The organism is Dyadobacter sp. Leaf189 (assembly GCF_001424405.1).
Lineage (GTDB): Bacteria > Bacteroidota > Bacteroidia > Cytophagales > Spirosomataceae > Dyadobacter.
On the sequence record NZ_LMPS01000001.1, the window covers coordinates 1746310 to 1765090 of the forward strand.

The 18781-nt window shown below is 48.7% G+C and carries 14 protein-coding genes; 1 reads left to right on the plus strand and 13 read right to left on the minus strand.

Annotated elements, in window-relative coordinates; all coding sequences use genetic code 11:
• Positions 1-16: 16 nt before the first annotated feature.
• The 12 genes from ASG33_RS07400 to ASG33_RS07455 form a co-directional block, all read right to left on the minus strand.
• On the minus strand, positions 17-1513 hold the full coding sequence (locus ASG33_RS07400; RefSeq protein WP_056281963.1) for an L-fucose/L-arabinose isomerase family protein: 1497 nt from the start codon (positions 1511-1513) through the stop codon (positions 17-19).
• A gap of 75 nt (positions 1514-1588) precedes the next feature.
• Entirely contained in the window at positions 1589-2854 is a 1266-nt protein-coding gene (locus ASG33_RS07405) for an MFS transporter (protein ID WP_056281964.1), read from the minus strand.
• Between the two features lie 202 nt (positions 2855-3056).
• Positions 3057-4217 (minus strand): VCBS repeat-containing protein, encoded by a 1161-nt coding sequence (locus ASG33_RS07410; RefSeq protein ID WP_056281967.1) that lies wholly within the window; start codon positions 4215-4217, stop codon positions 3057-3059.
• A gap of 87 nt (positions 4218-4304) precedes the next feature.
• Positions 4305-5798 (minus strand): RagB/SusD family nutrient uptake outer membrane protein, encoded by a 1494-nt coding sequence (locus tag ASG33_RS07415; protein ID WP_056281970.1) that lies wholly within the window; start codon positions 5796-5798, stop codon positions 4305-4307.
• Between the two features lie 34 nt (positions 5799-5832).
• Positions 5833-9201 (minus strand): TonB-dependent receptor, encoded by a 3369-nt coding sequence (locus tag ASG33_RS07420; RefSeq protein ID WP_056281973.1) that lies wholly within the window; start codon positions 9199-9201, stop codon positions 5833-5835.
• 157 nt (positions 9202-9358) lie between these two features.
• A complete protein-coding gene (locus tag ASG33_RS07425) occupies positions 9359-10399 on the minus strand; it encodes a FecR family protein (protein ID WP_056281977.1) in 1041 nt (346 codons plus the stop codon).
• A gap of 111 nt (positions 10400-10510) precedes the next feature.
• Positions 10511-11071: an RNA polymerase sigma-70 factor gene (locus tag ASG33_RS07430; RefSeq protein WP_229238588.1), complete on the minus strand. Its 561-nt coding sequence runs from the start codon at positions 11069-11071 to the stop codon at positions 10511-10513.
• Positions 11072-11211: 140 nt separating this feature from the next.
• Positions 11212-12504: a hypothetical protein gene (locus tag ASG33_RS07435; protein ID WP_056281983.1), complete on the minus strand. Its 1293-nt coding sequence runs from the start codon at positions 12502-12504 to the stop codon at positions 11212-11214.
• Positions 12491-13579, minus strand: coding sequence for a hypothetical protein (locus tag ASG33_RS07440; RefSeq protein ID WP_056281986.1), 1089 nt, complete (start codon positions 13577-13579; stop codon positions 12491-12493). The genes ASG33_RS07435 and ASG33_RS07440 overlap by 14 nt, the downstream gene beginning before the upstream one ends.
• 22 nt (positions 13580-13601) lie before the next feature.
• On the minus strand, positions 13602-13814 hold the full coding sequence (locus tag ASG33_RS07445) for a hypothetical protein (RefSeq protein ID WP_056281989.1): 213 nt from the start codon (positions 13812-13814) through the stop codon (positions 13602-13604).
• Positions 13815-13826: 12 nt separating this feature from the next.
• Positions 13827-15248: a hypothetical protein gene (locus ASG33_RS07450; protein WP_056281992.1), complete on the minus strand. Its 1422-nt coding sequence runs from the start codon at positions 15246-15248 to the stop codon at positions 13827-13829.
• A gap of 218 nt (positions 15249-15466) precedes the next feature.
• A complete protein-coding gene (locus tag ASG33_RS07455) occupies positions 15467-16108 on the minus strand; it encodes a response regulator transcription factor (RefSeq protein ID WP_056281994.1) in 642 nt (213 codons plus the stop codon).
• A 249-nt stretch (positions 16109-16357) separates the two neighbouring features.
• On the opposite strand from ASG33_RS07455, the gene ASG33_RS07460 reads away from it, so the two are divergent.
• Positions 16358-16741: a hypothetical protein gene (locus tag ASG33_RS07460; RefSeq protein WP_056281997.1), complete on the plus strand. Its 384-nt coding sequence runs from the start codon at positions 16358-16360 to the stop codon at positions 16739-16741.
• Between the two features lie 9 nt (positions 16742-16750).
• On the opposite strand, the gene ASG33_RS07465 is transcribed toward ASG33_RS07460, so the two are convergent.
• Positions 16751-18703 (minus strand): tetratricopeptide repeat protein, encoded by a 1953-nt coding sequence (locus ASG33_RS07465; protein ID WP_056281999.1) that lies wholly within the window; start codon positions 18701-18703, stop codon positions 16751-16753.
• Between the last annotated feature and the right edge of the window lie 78 nt (positions 18704-18781).

Consider the following 18781-nt stretch of genomic DNA (forward strand, 5'->3'; position numbering starts at 1 on the left):
CAGTGGGTCATTCTGGTTAATCTGCGCCGATAACGACGGCTTCCAGGTTGAGATAATTGGCCACTTTCACGATCGCACCCGCGTGATGCCCGACACCCAGTGCGAAATGGTGTGTTGGTCCTTCTTTCATCCATCTTTGCAGGAATGTCCGTACGTTGGGTTTGAAATAGCCCCGCGTGTTGGTGTTGCCGGTAGGAGGGATCGGTCCTTCAACAGACTGCCCCTCGGCAATTACAAACTTGAACTTTCCATCGTAAGTGGAGTTGATACTCAGCATGGTAATGGGCCCTTCCTTGATCTTGAACTCGACTCCCGCGCCGAATCCTGGTTTGCCATGGTATTTGGTTAAGCTGCGTAAAATCGGCTTACCGTCGGCAATGGCCACGTTATGCGGACCATCGTGACCTACAAGTACAAACCCTTCCTTGAAATCGACGGGGTGGAACTCGGCGAAGCTACCGCCTATGCCTAAACGTTCCATGATCAGCATCGCAAAACACGTTTTAAGGTCCGACTCCCCGCACATCGGAAAACCGGCGCCCGTCAGCAGTGAGTTACCCACGATCAGGTTTGACATCACTGTGCGCGTCTCGCTGTTTTCTGCACCTTCATAATAGTAGGCCAGCCCGTCGAGCTTTCTCTCCTGAATAAATTTTTCCAAAGCCACTGTTACCCGCGCAGCTGTTTCAAGATCCGAATCCCTCAGTTTCTCTGAAATGGGGTCAGAAACTGGATCGGGTGTTTCAAAGAAGTCGAGAATGCGTTCTTTAACCGGATCAATTTCCTCAGGAGTGGATTTCTGATACTGGGAGACAATCTCATGCGCTTCGCATTGTACAATGTGCGCGCCGAAATGGGCGGTGAGCATTGTTGCATCGGAATGCATATCCAGCATCGCCTCGATGGGGTGTCCGATGTGACCAATGCGTGAAGTTTTCAGATCATGTAAAACGGCGGCGATCCGGCAATACTCTTCAATCTGTGCGTCAGCCTCAGGATCATCGTACAGCGTGCCTATGATCATATCCGGCACCTTTTTGCCCATTCTCGCGGCCACTCCGGCAAATTCCGGAAGGGAGCAGATATCGTCATTGTAGAGCTGCATGTAGGTGGAAGCGCGGGTGTAATCCATTGCCTGGTCGGGCTGCAATGCCACGAGTACAATGGGCACATTGATGCTCTTGATCACCACCCCGAAAGTGTTGGAAGTGGCGTAGGTGACCATATCGCAAAAGATCAGGTCGAGATTTGCCGCATTCAGCTTTGGTACCAGTTCATAGGCTTTCTCGACATTATCCACCAGACCAAAATCAATGACTTCCGCGTAAGATCCGGTCTGGATCTTTTCGATAAAAACTGCCTGCTTCTGCATCATCGCGTCGAGCAGACCATCGAACTGGCTCCAATATTTGTAGTAGCCAACGCCGAAAACGCCGATACGCGGGCGGGTAGGTTTGCGTTTTTCAACAATAGCGGCAGTTGCTTCCTGCCCGTTGGAGATGGGATTCACCATTTAATTTGATGTTATGTGTTTTTCTTTAATTCTTAACGCACTAAGTTTTTTCGGGTAAAATTTTTTCTGCTGCCGTCATGGATCAGCTTTCAGTACAGCGGCATCGGCCGGACTGTCCATTGCTTCCCGGAACAGTGGCTGGATCCTGGGGATGAGGAACATAAATCCGATGAATGCGAGCGGGTAAAGTACCCCGCAGGCGATCCACATAGGTTTGTACGAATACTCCTGCACGATTTTTCCGATCAGCGGATTTACCAGCAAGCCTGAAATTGCCCCTGCTGTTCCCGAAAGTCCTACCACCGTGGAAGTTGCTCTTTGGCCAAAAACATCCGAAATGGAAGTGATGTAGTTGGTAATCCAGAAGCCGTGGGCGAACATATAGAGCGCCATCAAACCCACTGCTACATACACAGAGGAAACATATTCGGTAAATGGAACAGCCAGGGTTAAGGCGGCTGCTATGCCCATGACCATTTTCCTCGCCTTATTGATGGTGAAGCCATTTTTAACCAATCTATCAGAAATGAATCCACCCAGAACATTGGAAACGCCCAGCGCCAGAAATGGTACCCAGAACAGATTTCCGATTTCCTGATAAGCCACTCCCCGCACTTCGCTGAGGTATTTTGGTATCCAGAACATCATAAAATACATCACCGGATCGAGCAGGAAACGCATCAGTATAAACACCCAGGTTTCCTTTATTTTCAGTACGGAAAGCAGGGAGATAGCGGCTGTTTTCTGTTGGGTAAACTGCGTATTTACCTGCGAAACAACATTTTTCCACGGTATCAGCAGCCAGCCGGCCACCCAAACTATACCAACCAGACCGGGTATCACAAAGCCTGCCCGCCAGCCATAGTGCTCAGAAATCAGGATCGTGAGCGGCGGGGCAATCACAGCGCCGATCGCCGAGCCGCCGATGGCGATACCATTGGCAAAGGCCCTTTCTTTTTTGTCAAACCAATCATAAACCGTTTTTGCTGCACCTGGAAAACAGGCTCCTTCACCTAACCCAAGCAAAAAGCGGAATGCAATAAGCTGCGGTAAAGAGTTCATCAGTCCGTGCATTGCATTGGCTAGCGACCATACGCCCACGGCTACTGCAAGACCCTTTTTGGCACCAACCCTGTCAATGATCCAGCCGCCCATGGTGAACATCAATGCGTAGCTGAGCAGGAAACTGGTGTTTACCCAGCCATATTCCACGTCTGTAAAATGGAATTCCTTCTGGATTTTGAGGATAGCAATGGAAAGCACCTGCCGGTCCAAAAAGCTCAGTCCTGTTGCTATGAACAGCATCAGGACAACAAACCAACGCATAGAGTGTAGTTTCATATAACTTAACGCACTAACTAGAATCGAGTCAAAAATAAATTCAAAAAATGCAATAAGCAAACGTTTGGAAAATTATTTTGATTTTAGTTTCTGCCGGTCGACAGCACGTCGCAGCCGAGATATGTCACGATCGCACCCGGACTTTACCGGATGCGATCGTGCAAGAGTATATCAGAAGAAAATTCGCTTCGCCGCGGTAAGCTTATTCGTTGCCTTTATTGAAAAATACAGCCAGTCCGTCCTTCCCGGCGACGATAATGTCTTTCCGGCCGCTGCCGGTCAGGTCGGCTACGTCAAAGTACACACCGATTCCCTTGCCCTCACCGTAAGGGCCGTAGGAAATGACCTGCTTCACAAAAGCTTCGCCGTTCCATTTATAATAATATAACCCGATCAGATCCTTTTCGCCCGGGTCGCCGCCGTTGTGGGCGCGGTAGCGTTTGCCGGTGAGCAGCTCCATTTTACCGTCGCCGTCAAGGTCAATCCACGCCAGGGAATGGAATTGTGAGTTATCGGGATCAATGCTGTGTTTGGTCCAGCTGATTTTTCCGCCGCTGTTTTTCTGCTCGTACCAATGGAGGCCGTAGCTGTGCGCCTGGCCCACGATCACGTCATTTTTACCGTCGCCATTCACATCCGCCACGATAATGGGAACGCTGGCATCGCCAAAATTGAAATCGTTGTGCGCGGTCCATTTGTCTTTCAGTACATTTGTAGGCGCTTCCAGCCAGCCTGTACTGATGATGATATCACCTCTTCCGTCGCCGTTAATATCTCCATAACCCAATCCGTGATCCTGGCGGTCTGCTATCTGGACTTTGGTGAATTTGCCGGTACCTTTTCCATTCTGGTCTTTTTCCAGTTTGTAAAATTTGAGAGGCTGATTGGGGTTGTTAGGTACGATTTCCAATGTTCCGTCTCCGTCAATATCCCACGCTCGGCCCGTTTCCACATTGCCCGTTTCATCTATGATATGGTCGGTCCAGGGTTTGTTATTGCCCGGGTTCTCGCGCCATAACAGTGATTTGTTGAACCAACCGCCGGTGATAATATCCATTTTCCCATCCCCATTCACGTCCATCGGCACAGTCAGGAATTCGTCCCAGTATTCGCCTACGCGCTTCACTTCGCCAAGGTAAGTCCGCTCCCAGAACTCGGGCCCCTTGTACCAGTACGAGCCGGAAACAATATCCGGTTTTCCATCATTATTGACGTCAAGAACGGCCACCGATTCAAAACTTTCGGAGGCGATCATTTTCTTCTCGAAACGGACAGGCGGCTGTGGCTTTGCCTGCTGCGCATTAGCCCCGGCTGCAACGAGCGTCGCGGTTAGCGCCAGGAAAGTGTTTTTACAGAAATACATGGAATATCAGGTAAGAAGTTTAAAAAATGTGCGGCGGCAACCTGCGTTGCCGGCCGCACGGGTCCAGGGTTTAGGGAATAGTAAAGGTCAGTAGCCCGGGTTTTGTTCCAGGTCAGGATTTACCTGAATTTCCAGGAACGGGATCGGGTATAGCAATTTGTTTTGGTCAAGATTGTAAGTGGCTGCGGTGAGGTAATAGTAGCCCGGACTGGCTTTCAGTTTTGCGCCGTGTGCATTCATTACCGTAATCGCATTGCCGGTACGTACCAGGTCCAGCCAGCGTTTATTTTCGAAAGCAAGCTCCACGCGGCGCTCTTTCAGGATAGCCGCGCGCAATGCCGCCTGGTCTTTCGCAGGCGAATCTGCGAGCCCCGCACGTTTGCGTACCTGGTTCAGGAAACCGGCTGCATCAGCTGTTTTGCCTTGTTCGTTGGCAGCTTCGGCGTGCATAAGAAGTACTTCCGCGTACCGGTACACCGGGAAATTCTGGTTCGTTTGCCCGTAAATGGAGTGCGGGTACTGGTACTTTTTGATATAAGGCAAATTGACATAACTCGTATCCGAAACCAGCGAAGGACCGTTGATAAAGCCGATCGACGCATTAAAACGCTGGTCTTTGGTACGGTCTTCATAAGCGGCCAGCAGATCCTCCGTCGGCGTGTTCCAGCCTGAGCCAGGCGCGGTTTGCGAGCCGGTGGGTCCTTTGGTATACTGCGCGTGGTTGACGGTCAGCGGCACAAAGTAGTAGGGGAAATAGCTGTGCAAATTCAGCGTGGTACCTTCCAGAAACTGCGCTTCAAATACCGACTCTGCATTGTTTTTATTATTCGGGTCAAAAACGGAAGCATAGCTGCTCAGCAGTGAATAGCCAGTTACTTTGGCCAGTGAAGTTTCCGCGGCCGACCAGTTTTTCCTATTGAGATACACATCAGCGAGCAACGTGTTGGCTGCACCCGAAGTAGCCCTGCCAGGTTCCGCAGTGGCTTTGTCTGGTAATAATCCCGCCGCTTCGCTGGCGTCTTTGATGATCTGCTCGTAAATCTGTTCCGCTGAGGCGCGTGGCAGTGAGGCGGTGGCAAGATCCGAAGCGGGAACCAGGTGCAGCGGCACGCCGCCAAAGTTCCGCACAAGATCGAAATAGGCAAATGCACGGAGGAACAAGACCTGGCCTTTGAAATTAGCCACTACTTTGGGGTCAAATGTAGCATCGTCGATCACTGCCAGAACCTGGTTGGCGCGGTTGATCATGTCGAAATTGGAATAGTACTTGGCGGCCGTGATCGTATTTTCTGATCCGTTCGTAAACAAATCGATCTCTTCCGGGATCGGCGAGCGATAGTCGATATTGTAAAAGAAGTGGGTGTTGTCAGAGCGCATTTCGCCCATTGCCCAGCCCGATTCAGTGTTATAAAGTGCCTGCAAAGGCGCATAAGTGCCGTCCACAGCCTGCTTGAAATCCGATTCTGACTGGAAGAAATTGGAAGGGACTACCGCGTTTTGCGGCTCTATGCTCAGAAAGTCGCTGCAAGAGCCCAGTGCCGCAGCGGCGAATAATATTGCTGATAGGGTCTTTGATTTCATGACCTTATTGAATTTTAGAATGATGTCGGGAAAATTAAAAACCTACATTTAAGCCCAGTGAATAGGTGCGCGGAACAGGGTAGGAGCCCCCGTCAATACCCAAACCGGTAGTTGCCGTGCTCAAACTTACCTGCGGATTGGCTCCCGGGTATTTGGTGAAAATATGCACCTGCTGAATGCTGGCGTAAGCGCGCAGCCTTTTCAATGCGCTGGTACTTTTCAGCGGAACCGTGTAGCCGAGCGTGATATTGTTGAGCGAAATGTGGCTCGCATCGTACATCATCTGGCTTCCCCACCAGTCGCGTTCCAGGTAAGTGGTACCTGCCGCCAGACTTCCATACCGGCCTTTTCCGGGATTCTCCGGTGATCTCCATCTGTCTTTCACATCGGCGAGTACATTAAATACCCCGTCCAGGTTGGTCAATGTTTGCTCGGCGCCGCGCACTACGTCATTTCCATAAGTACCCGACAGGGTTACCGAGAAGTCGAAGTTTTTGTAAGACAAATTGTTGGTCATCCCGAAAATGAAATCCGGGTGCGGGTTACCGATAATCGTCGCGTCGTCAACTGTAATGACGCCGTCGCCATTTACATCTCGGAATTTGGCGGTACCTACCTGCGAGGTGCTATGCTTGGGCGAATTGTCGAACTCCTCCTGGTTTTTGTAAACACCTTCATGCTGCATTCCGTACAGCATTCCGATCGGGTAGCCTACGCGGGTAATGTGGTCGCCGCCAATGAGCCCACTGCCGCCGCCGGTAATGAGCTCGTTGGTTTTCGTGCCCATGGAAGTTACCCGGTTTCTGTCAAAGGAAATATTGAAATCCGTCGTCCAGCGCAGCGATTTACCCTGCACATTCACGGTATTAATCGCAAACTCATGTCCCCAGAATTTTAGCTCCCCGATATTGGTCTGGATATTCCCGAAGCCCGAAGCGCGCGGTACGCGTACATTGAAGAGCAGGTCACTGGTGATTTTGTGGTAATAATTGTAGACGAAGCTGATACGGTCGTTCAGGAAATTCACGTCCAGACCAATGTTCAGCTGTTTATTATTTTCCCAGCCGATACCCTGGTCAGCCAGGTTGTCTACCCGCCTGCCGCCTGCTACTGTTTTTCCAAAAACATAATTGGCAGTTGAAATGGTGGGAATATGGGTGTAGTTACCAATGTTAAAGTTTCCTGCGATACCGTAGCTCGCGCGCAGTTTCAGGAATGAGATGGTTTTGATGTCAGCAAGAAATGCTTCCTCGCTCAATATCCAGCCCAGCGAAACCGATGGAAAGTTACCCCAGCGGTTGCGTGCGCCGAATCGCGACGAACCGTCGCGGCGAATGGAGGCGGAAACGAGGTATTTGCCTTTGTAGTTATAATTGACACGCGCCAGGTAGGAAAGCAGGCTCCATTCCTGAATGCTGCTGGAAGCCGTGACCGTACCCGCAGCAGAAATTGTTTTTACTTTATCATCGGGATAGTTATTTCCATTAATATCACTCACATCCTGCCGGAAACGCTGCGCCGTGAACCCCGCGATCGCATCGAAATTGTGTTCGCCGAAATTCTTCTGGAAAGTCAGGATATTTTCATTGACCCACGACAGGTATTTTCCCTGGTTCAGGTTGGAGAATGGTACCCTGTAAAGTCCGGTGCCGCGCGCGCCGGTAGTAGTTCCGTTGAATGCAAAATTGCGCGAGTCGCCTTTGTCGATGTTCGCTGAGGTTTTGAATGAAAGCCAGTTTGTAAGCTGATATTCCCCAAAAATATTGGCCAGAATGCGCGTATCTGCATTATCTACTACGCGGTCCTGCAAAGTGCGGGCATAGTTAGGTGTGGGAAACATGCCCGGGGAGGTCGCGGTAAGTGTATATGTCCCGTCTGCATTGTACAGGGGAGCGAGCGGAGTTGTTTGCAAAGCTTCGTTCACAATGCTGCCCACGCCGTCCACGCCGGTATTGGAATTGGTTGAATAGGTAGGGGCCACATTGATACCGATGTTCAGCTTTTCAACGGGACGAAAACTGGTATTTACCCGCAAAGAATACCTCTTATAACCAGAACCCAGTATCACACCATCCTGCTGCAAAAAGCCCGCTGTGGCCGTGGTACTGAACGTTTCCGTACCCGTGCTGAGACTGAGGCTATGGTCTTGCATCAAAGCCGTTTTGGTAATGGCATCGTACCAGTCGGTACCTTTTCCGTATTGTTCGGGGTTTTGAAAAACGGGATCAACGGGCAGGCCGCGCTCTTCGGCCATTTCCTTGCGCCAGGTTGCAAACTCGCTTGCATCCATCATATCCGGGCGGCCGCGCTGCGGTACCTGCTGGGCGCCGATGTAAGTATTGTAATCAATGCGCGTTTTGCCGGGTACTGCCTTTTTCGTTTCGATCAAAACCACACCGTTTGCCGCTCTCGAACCGTACAATGCAGTCGCGGAAGCATCTTTCAATACACTTACCGATTCAATTTCATTCGGATTGATGTTGGCAATGCCGCCCACGATCGGGTTACCGTCCACAACATAGAGCGGGTCGGTGCCGGCTGTGATGGAAGCTGCGCCGCGCACGCGAATCGCCATTCCCGCGCCGGGTGTTCCGGTCGTTTGGGAGATTTGCACACCGGCGAGTTTGCCTTGCAGCTTTTGTGAGAACTGCGTGACAGGCAGATCCGCAAAATCCTTCCCGCTAACCGTAGAAACCGAGCTGGAAAGCTGGCGGGTAGACTGTTTTCCGTAACCTACCACCACCAGCTCATCCAGCGATTTCTCATCGTCTTTCAAAACAATATTGAACGTACTCTGCGCACCTACCGCGATTTCCTGACTGACATACCCCACAAATGAGAAGATCAGACTTGCATTATCATCGGGAACAACGATCGAGAAAAGCCCCTCACCGTCGCTGATGGTACCTTGCTGCGTGCCTTTGACCACAATGCTCACGCCCGGCAGCGGCCCGCCTTTGACGTCGGAGACTTTGCCTGACACTTTCTTGTCAGCCGGAGCGGGTTGCTCAGGTATTTCGGCCGGTGGAGCCGCTTCAATGGACTGGTTTTGAAGCATAATCTGTCCGCCGACGATCGCGTAGCTGATATTCAGTGGTTTTAATGTCAGGTTCAGTACTTCGGACAGTTTCAGGTTAACTGCATTCACAGTCACTTTCCGGTTGGCGCCGATGGTATTGGAGCTGTACACGAAACGCACGCGGGTTTGCTGCTCAATGGTGGTTAACACCTTGCTAACCTGCGCGTTTTCCATTTTGATTGTTACAGAACGGTCAAGCAAATCCTGCGAGCGACCATCGTGTGAATGGGCAAGGGAAATGGTCAGCAATGCCAGGACAGATTGTAAAAAGCTGATCCTCATAAGGTCAAGGAATAGAGGATGGAGACGTATCCGGTTTTTCATTACTTTTACATGTTTTGTTTAGGACTGTGAAAAGGTTGAACAAAGCCCCGCCCGCTCCATTGCCGTGATCAAAAGCCGGGAGCGAAAGGGAATTAACGGGAGTCGAAAGTGCTGGTAACACCTTCGGCTCTTTTTTATTGAAGGTATTGGTATTCAGTTATTGAGGCGACGAACAGCCTTTGCCGCTGATCAAAATGCGCGTTCCACGCACTTCGTAGCTGGCGTTCACGGAAGCGCAAAGCAGGTCCAGTTTGGTAAATAAAGGTTCCTGCGTCATATCAGCCGTAAACAGGCAGCTTTTCATCGCATCGTTTTCCAGGATAATCTCCACGCCAAATGATTTTTCCAGCTTGGCAATCACGTCCGTAAACGGGGTATCCCTGAAAATGAAGGCTTCCACAGCAGGGACGTTTGCTGTAACAGCTGCATTCACAGGCTGAGGATTGGCGATCAAACCGGTTTCGAATGCGTGCGTTTGTACCGAATATTTCACGCGCTGGTTGGCTGTCAGTATCACACCATCTTTGATCTTGCTGTTTTCAGCACCGACCGTGAGCTCGTTTTTTGACACCGACACTTTTCCGGACACGACGGAGACTTCAATGGCTGTGTTGTTCTCGCGGCCTTCCACCCAAAAGCTGGTACCCAATACCTTCGTGACTACTTCGCCGCTATGCACCAGAAAAGGGCGCTCGGTATCGCGCGAAATGCGGAAAAAGGCTTTCCCCGTCAAATGGAGCACGCGATTTTTGCCTGCTAACCCAGCAGGGTAGGAGATCTTACTTCCGGGCGACAAGATCAAAGTGGAGCCGTCGGGCAGGGTGATATTCTCTTCGTTCTGAGATTGGTTTGAATGCGAGATCCGCGATTCACCTTGCCGGGCCGAGGTAACCTGGCGCGAGTTGCTGTTCTTATAAAAAGCTTTATAGGAGCCGAATGCGATACCAATCAGCATAACTGCCGCAGCCGCCCATCTCCACATCGGGAATGAAACCGCCGGCTGCACGGGTTCGGCCGTGTCGTTTTGCATGATTGCATTCCAGATCCTTTCTTCAATTTCACTGTTTTCCTGCTCGCTCCGGACTGGTACCGGCTCGTCGAGCATGGCAAACCATTGTTCGACAAGTCGTTTTTCCTTGTCGGTGCAATCGCCTGATCGGTAGCGGTCAAGTAAGTGGTAGAAGTTTTGTTTGCTCATAAAGTGCTTTCGTGTCTTTTTAGTAAGACTGAAAAGCAGGAGCGCACCGCAAATTGTTTAAACTTTTCTTTGAAAGTTTATGTACAATCGCAGTGGAAGGCACTTATTTCTTTAAAATATAATATTGCAGATAACCAGGAAGAGCGTGATCGTGTTGCGCACGGCGGATTTCAGCTTGCGCAGAGCCTGGGTAATGTGGTATTCCACGGTGCGGGCGGGGAGTTTGAGCAGGTTGGCGATCTCGGGTGCAGATTTCCCCTCGAAACGGTTCAGCAAAAATATATCCCGCGTTTTCTCCGGAAGCTGGCCCATTGCTTCCTGAAAAAGCATTTCAAGTTCTTCGAGGAACAATGGGAAATCCGGTGCAGCTTCTTCGCAGGCGGAATCGAGGTCGTAAAAAACCTTCTCCTTGAAATGATCGATAATGCGGTTGCGGACTGCGGTAAAAAGGTATGCGCGCGGGTTGGCGATCGTGAGCTGCTGCCGTTTTTCCCAAAGGTTAACAAAAAGCGCCTGGACGATTTCCTCGGCAACATCCTTGTCCCGCGTTTTGGAAATGGCAAAATCATACAAATCCCGCCAATTATCCCGGTAGATAATTTCAAACTCCCTTCTGCTCATTGCAGATCCGGAAGCAGCAGGTTCAAAATGATTCAGTGGGTCAGGATTCAATGGTATTCGCCAAAGAAGTTACTGAGCGTAAATATCCAATATTTTTCTGATTTAGTATTATTTTAAAAAACTTGAAAGCTGCAGTTCGGCTGGAAAAAAGGCGTCGCATTCATCTTCCTGATTTCAGCTGCCGGCCTGGTTCAGGTGTTTGCTACCGGATAGTACTTGCTCTGCAAAAACGTTTCTGCATTTGTCGAAGCCATTATTTCCCATGCATTTGTCTTGTCGAAGGTCTCTTTCAGAGCAGCTTTTTTGAAGGTTGCGTAATCGTCCTTTTCGGGTAACAAACGTTCCGTCATGAAGAAATCGGTACCAAACAGCATGCGGTTCCTTAGTTGCGGATTTTGGAGATATTTGAAGAATTCTTTGTGCGTTTTTGAATTTCCTACGGTAAAGGAGATATCTGTAAAAACACTCTCAGGATATTTCATAATGAGCGATTTAATCTGTGAACACCAGTTTTCCTGCTTCATACCGTAAAGCTCTTTGGTTATTGCTCCTGAGGCTTCGTCCAGAACGTGGTCATCTCCCCCGAAGTGCGCGAGACAAATCTTCAACGGCGTACCTTTTTCAGTAAAATACTTTAAAATAGATTCGAAGCTGGCTGGTTCCAGGAAGTAGGAGCAGGAATGCAGGTTGCGAAGGTTATTGTTCTGCCCCAATGCCCATTTGAATACATTAAAAGAATCGTCCGGAGTGGGAGGTGGGGTATTTTCGTCAAAGTTTTCGGAGTAGCGCCGTCCTGAGTAAACGTCGAATGGGTTCAGGCTTGCGTTGACAAATTCGGTATCGTTATTGTAAATTCCGCCCAGGTAACTGCAGTGGCTTAAAACCGGAACGCTATTTTGCGCAGCCCATTCGAAAGTTTCTTTCAGTTTTTCATCAAAAGCATAGAATCCAAGACTTGGATAGATCTTCAAACCCGCGAACGGGTACACGGACCGGTCAGCGCTGACCTGGATCTTTGTTTCAAAATACCTTTCCACCGTTTCCTTTAACTCCTTACCACCGCCTTTCCAGCGAGGATCAATTCCCATAAAAACCAGCAGGTTATCAGGATTTTCTTTTTTAACTTCAATGATCCCTTCTAGCTGCCCTTCGTAACCTGTTTGCGACGGCCCGGCGCCGCAATGCTCCATGTACATGGTGAGCGCAACGATCTTGATAGACGGGTCATCGGCGTACTGCTTTCTGAGCCCTTCGAAAATTTCGCGTTGATTCCGGCTTTTTCCTACCTGCAAAAAGCTAGCGTACCTTTTGCCCAGGTTTCCGCCCAGCTTTGAGAGTAGAAACTGAAACACGGCTGCGCCCGGAGCCGTGTTGGTAAACCAGTCCACCAGCCGGGCCGCACTATCCGGCAAAAACATGTTGAGGAAGTTTCTGGGTGCATTCCGGATATTGAAAATGTGGCTATGTATATTATAGAACTGCATTGTCGGGCTTTGGTTTAGTTACTTTTTTCAAAAGGTCGAACCAGAATGGGGCGCCGAAGCTGGCGGCAAACCCGGAGATAAGCACACCCAGTATTTTGAGCAAGGTTGTGCCCCAGTTTACAATGTGCTGTTGATAAGGTGGTTTGAAAACAATGCTGTGTTTCAGTCCGACAGGCAGCATGGTTTTGCTGATCAAGGTATCAAGCTCTTTGGTAAGCTGCTGCTGCGCTTCGCTTGATTTAAGTTGAAGAAGCGCCATTGCCTGCTCTTTAAGCGTGTCAATTTGTTGCGTTTCCGCGGGAACGGCGGCCAGAGTTGCCTGTACCTGAGCGAGTGCAGCCGCATCTGTATGCAGGGAAGGATGTTCTTCATAGAAACGCACAACTTTCGCCGCTGCCTGAGGGTTACTTTCGAAGAATTCAAAGAGCTCAATACTATCTACATTAATGGCGAACGCGATGATCACACCCAGGTAGAACAGCCTTTGCCTTGTGAGTTTCTTGTACCATAACGTGAGCCTTTGCGTGAATTCGCCAAACCACTTTTCGAGGTATTCCGTCAGATAGTTGTGTAAAGCCACTTCGTTGATCGCCCCTCCGGGACCGGTTGCAGCATGGAGCTCAGCATACTGCATGGCTTGTCTGAAAAGCGCCGAGAGGTCACTTTGATTGAGGACCAGGGTAGCATATTTGAAATTCCGCAACAGCGCAGATTGATATGCGACAACAATGCCTTGTGCATTCAGCGTGCGGATGTTGCTTTGAACAATCAATGAATTTCCCACTACTTCTAAAAGCGTTTCGACAAACAGTTTAGGGGAAATTTCATTGGAAGGTTTTTTCGGGTCACGGCTTAACAGATCAATGGACCCGTGAGAATAAATCCGGTCGGCCCAGTTGATGCCATTGATATTATCCATGAGCTGTTTATAAAGATAATCCTTCATAAACTTTCCACGTTCGCCGATGATCTGGATGAAGGCTTCGAGAATGTAGCTGCAAAACAATGCGAACAAAGCCCAGCTAACAACAATCGCCAGCGCTGTATTGAGAATGGGGATGTCGGGGAGGATCATGATTGTTAGTTTCTAATTGCTGTCACTGATCAAACTGATCTAAGCTGAACATCATGGTTTGCGTTTGTTTCATTTCCAGGCTAACCGCATGCGACTTTTCGCCGCTCTGGTGATTACGAGCATCGGCCAATGCTTCTAATTCATTCTTCCACCCGCCAACAAAGTCGCCTTCATCACACACGGCCCGGTACTTCAATGTGAATGTCGCAGAACCATTACTAAGAGTCTTTCCCATGTTTGTATGTTGTTATAGTTTGAATTCAATCGGAAATGCTAGCCTTACGCCCAGGCTACTGGAATGCTTGATCGCATTGGCGTCAAATACATTCAGGAGATTATAGTACAATTCTGCATTGACTGTCGGCTTGTCTTTTTCTTTATTCCGGAAAGGGAATATCAATCCGCTTTCAAGATTAGATACAGGATCATCGCTTCCCCTGACCTGAATATTAGGGTTAAGATGAACACCCAATAACCATTTTTTAAAAGGATAGAAGTATAGTTCCGGATTTAGGACCACTTCTATGATATTCTTCTTCAGGGTACCCGTGTATGCTGTCAGCGTGCTCTCCGAGTATCTTCTCACACCGTTCTGACCATACTCTTTTACATCAGTGACCTCAATCTTATCAAGATCTGCCAGGTTGCTCGTATTGCGGACAATAGCACGAACGGAGAAATAGATGTTTTTGGGACCTGTTTTTGACCAGTCGTAGTAAGAGAATTGAATAAATGCTTGCTGAGAAATGAAATTGCCTTTTACGATCTGACTGGCAGGATCTTGTTTGTCGTCAAACGTTCTGAATGCGTCATTTCTAATCCCAAGCCCAAAGGAGATCCAACTGAATGAAAAACCTCTGACTTCAAGATTGGAGAAATTATTGGCTTTCAGTATTCCGGCCCGATTATTTCCAATATCCTGAATTTTTCGGCTTCTCCAGAGTGGGTCTTTATTGTTAGCCAAATCTTTCTGAACGGAAAGCAATTCTTTGTTTGCTTTGATGTTTTCAAGCGAAAGGCTGTCGAGACTAAGTTGAAGTTTTACTTTGTCCTCTTCCCGTGCCTTGCTCAACATACTTGTAATAACTGCTCCTTGTTTTCCGATGCTTGCAACCTTCTCTTCCAGCCGGATCTTTTTTAATTCAAGTTCACAAGCCTCATATTCTGTGAGGTAAATAATATCCTCATTGTATTTTTCATCTGCATCAACTTGATTCTTCTGGAGAGCTCTTTTTCTAGCTGGGTCAATGATTACACTCTTATTTCTTTGACCAAATATATGAAACTGGAAGTCAAGGGATAAGTTGGTATTAAGCTTGGATTTATTGAACAGTTCCAATGCTCCCTCGGACACTCCGCCAGCAGCTCTAGCCGTGAGGATATTGCCATTTTCGTAAAAGTGATTAGGAGCAAAGGATACGGTGCCTTCTTTTACGTCAAACGAAGCATAGGAGCCAATTACACTTGTTGAAGTCCCGGTAATCAGGGCAGCAAATTGCTTGTTAAGAATGTTGTCGAATTGTTGTTGTGTCAGAGCCGTGGTATCAAGAGGCTCGCTGGCTTTCTTTGAAGAATTGGCCTTACTCGATTGTTCTACAGCCTCCTGTCCGAAAACAAACACATTGGAGAACATAATAAGCAAGAATACCTGGCAGATCCTGATTGACATAGGAGTAAGGATTAATATAATTGACTAAAATCTTCCATTCGCCTCTTCCTTCCGACACATCAAAATTCAGGGTTATCCCGGTCGTAGTAAATACTTGATTATGGTGATTTTATATCCTAAAATCAGGGGATATTAGGGGTGCGGGGGAGTAGCGCCAACAGGAAGGCTGTGGCGGAGAAATGCAGGAAAGGGCGCAACACGGGCGCGGGTAGGGGATACTAGATAAGCTGGAACTTCAATGCGTATTTGACGAGCCCGATGGTAGACTGCACGCCGAGCTTTTGCATCAGGTGTTTGCGGTGCGTTTCCACAGTGCTTGCACCGATGAAAAGCTTTTCAGCGATTTCTGTTCCTGAATATTCCTGCGCGATCAATCGCAGTACTTCCAGCTCACGCTTGGTGATTGCTATGCTTTGCGGTTTTTCTCCCGGAACAATGAGATCGGGCGCGGTATCTCTGGCAAGTGCTGTGAGAACTTCTGCACAATAATATTTGCTTCCGTCGCAGATCAGGTTTAGGGCCGTCTCCAGCTCCCGTCGGTCAGCACTTTTTAGTATATAACCGTCGGCGCCTGCGCGGATTGCTTCTTTAATGGTCTCAGGTTTGTCTGCCACGGTCAGTAAACAGATCTTAATGCCGGGAAAGCGTTCACGTAATTTCAAAGTTAATTCAATCCCGCCCATCACAGGCATCTGAACATCAGAAACTACCAGATGGATGTCGGGATCCTTTTCCAGTGCTGCCAGAACCTGGTGTCCGTTTGTATGCTTCGAAACTACCTCCACATTTTTCATACTCGATAAAAGCATGGCAAGACTTTCCAGTAATATCCTGTGGTCCTCAGCAATCAGAATTCGCATACAGTTCGGGTTTAGCAATCCTTGTTTAAAGTAAGAAGCGGGCGGGATCTCTCTATCGAAATACCAAAACCCGCCGCCAAAAATCCCATAATTATAGGATGCAAAATCATGATAACCAAGGATTTTAGCTGGTGTAAAAACCGGCCAACTTTGCGCTATTCAATCGCAGATTTTCTTCGATAGAACGCATTGAACTAACTATACAAGCTTGCTATATAAACCTTCAATTTTTAACTACAATTCAGAAATATGTCTTACCCATTGAAGTATGTTCGTTTGCAAGGCTATGCGCACATTGGCGTAGCCGTTGATGGCCGGCTTGCGCTCCGGATGTGTGATAACCTTGGCACACCCTACCCGGGGATTGAGTCCATCGTTTTCTCATTTATTCCAGGCACGAAAAAGGATGAAGCACCGCCATTTCCGGACAACCCGCCACGGGTTTCGTTGCCTGTAAACCCACCTATCAAGTTTTTGAATATTGATATGTACGCGCAATTCAGCGAGGCAGACTTCAAGCGATACCAGCCCCTATGGGATATTATCACGCCTCAGCTCACCTGGGCGCAAGCAGAGCTGCCCGCGCCTGATACCATGGACCATATGAACCCAACCGGTCCGCCAACGCCCTGAGAACAGGCGTCAGGCGACTGTAAGATTCCCTTCGAAACAATCCGATTCGATGGGAATCTTTATAGATACCCGCGTCCCGGACCCCGCCGGGAGTGTCATGTGCAGTGTCCCGCCGAGGGATTCCAGCCGGGTATGTATATTCTGCAGGCCGATTCCCCGCTTCGCCTGATTTTCTCCAAAACCTACCCCATCGTCTGTCACTGCTATTTCGACGCCATATTTAGTTCGTTGCAGGCTGATCCCGGCAAATGATGCTTTTGAATGTTTGATCACGTTGTTGATCAGCTCCAGCACAATGCTGTACGTATTAAACTCGATCTCAACTGGCAGCCGCTGGTCCATACCGGCAATGTTCATTGAAAACCGCAATGGAGAGTTCTGGTTGAGTTTGTCCAACAAAACGGCCAGTGTTCTTACCAACCCTTCTTTTTCAAGTGCAGCCGGAAGGATGTTGTGAGAAATGTTACGTACCTCCACATACGCATTCTGGACAAGATACTTTACATTCTGGTAAACGGACTGTTCAGATTCAGATAAATGCAGCGGGTTGAGGTGCTGAATGCTCATGTTAACAGCACTTAACAGACTACTCAGGTTGTCGTGTAATTCAATGGCCACGCGTTTACGTTCAATCGCCTGCCCTTTAAAGAGCGCCTGCCGGATTTCCTCATTTTTAGCGACAAGCTCCCGGTTTACATTGACCAGTTCTTCTGTACGGGCTTTCACCCGCATTTCGAGGGTACTGTTGCTGAATGCAAGCTCAGCCTTTGTCACTTCCAATACAGCCTTCTGCTTGTCAATCAGTCTGTTTTTGGCTTGCAGGCGCTTGTTACTCCAGAATAACAGACCGGCAATCAGCAAAATAGATGCGATACCAATGAACAACCCGTTGCGTGTCCGCCGCTGCGTTATCAGCTCAACCTGCTTTTTTTGAAGCTCATTTGTTTTGTTGATATTGTCATACTGCGCCTGTAAAGTCTCGATCCGGTGTTCGGTCTTTTCCTTTGATAGGCTGTCCCGCAGCAGAACAAAGTTTTCGTACGCGGCAAGTGCTTTTTCCGGTTTGTTGATTTTTTTGTAAATCTTTGAAAGCGCTTCAAAAGCTTCTGCCTCAATACTGCTGTTCCTCACGCGCTGGGCATTTGTCCTGGCTTTGTTGCAGTAAAAAAGCGCCTCGTCCCAGTGGGCCTGTTTGAAATACAGATTGCTGATATTTAGCAGAATACTTCCTTCCAAATCGACACTGCCCGTTTTTTGCGCCAGATCCAGTGCGCGTGAAAAATAGTCAAGCGCTTGCGGAAATGCATTCATTTCCTTGTAAACCCAGCCAATCGCGTGCAAGCCCTGCGCCTCGTACCAGGTATGCTGATTGCTTTTTGCCAGTTTGTACAATTCCTGGTTGACTTTCAATGCGGCTTGCAAATTGCCCTGCTGCCTGTAAATCGCGCCCTGCACATTCAGGATTGATGCCTGTACGTATGAATCCGGATGGGCGCGCAACACTGCCAGACCCTGCAGGCAAAGCTTTGAAGCTTTACTGAATTCCCTGAGACTTGCATACGAATGCGCCAGCCAACCCAGCGATGCAGCCATTCTGGAGTACTGCTTCATCTTTTCAGCCAGTGGCAGGGCTTTGTAATGGAACCGGATACTTTGATGATAATCCCCTCTGACCTGATATAAATAACCTGCGTACTGGTAACCGTAAATAAGGTATGCTTCCAGACCGGGCTTTTCACTCAGCCTGATGAGCAGCTCGTTGTACCGTGATGACGAATCGATGTTGATGTCAACATAAGCGCGCATCAGCGCCTTGAGTGTTCTGCAGGTAAGGGTATCGCGAACCAACCCGGCCGATGCATTCCGAACTGATAACAAATCTTTTTTAAGGCTGTCAACCGCTTGAGTGGAGGCATTGCCCGCAGGTGACCATAGAAGCAGCACAAGCAGCATTTTTTTCATAGAGGAGGCGTTTAGGTAAACTTAGCTAGTATAGCGCTATTTACAAAAAGAATATCCCCAAATTTTAGGATACAATAT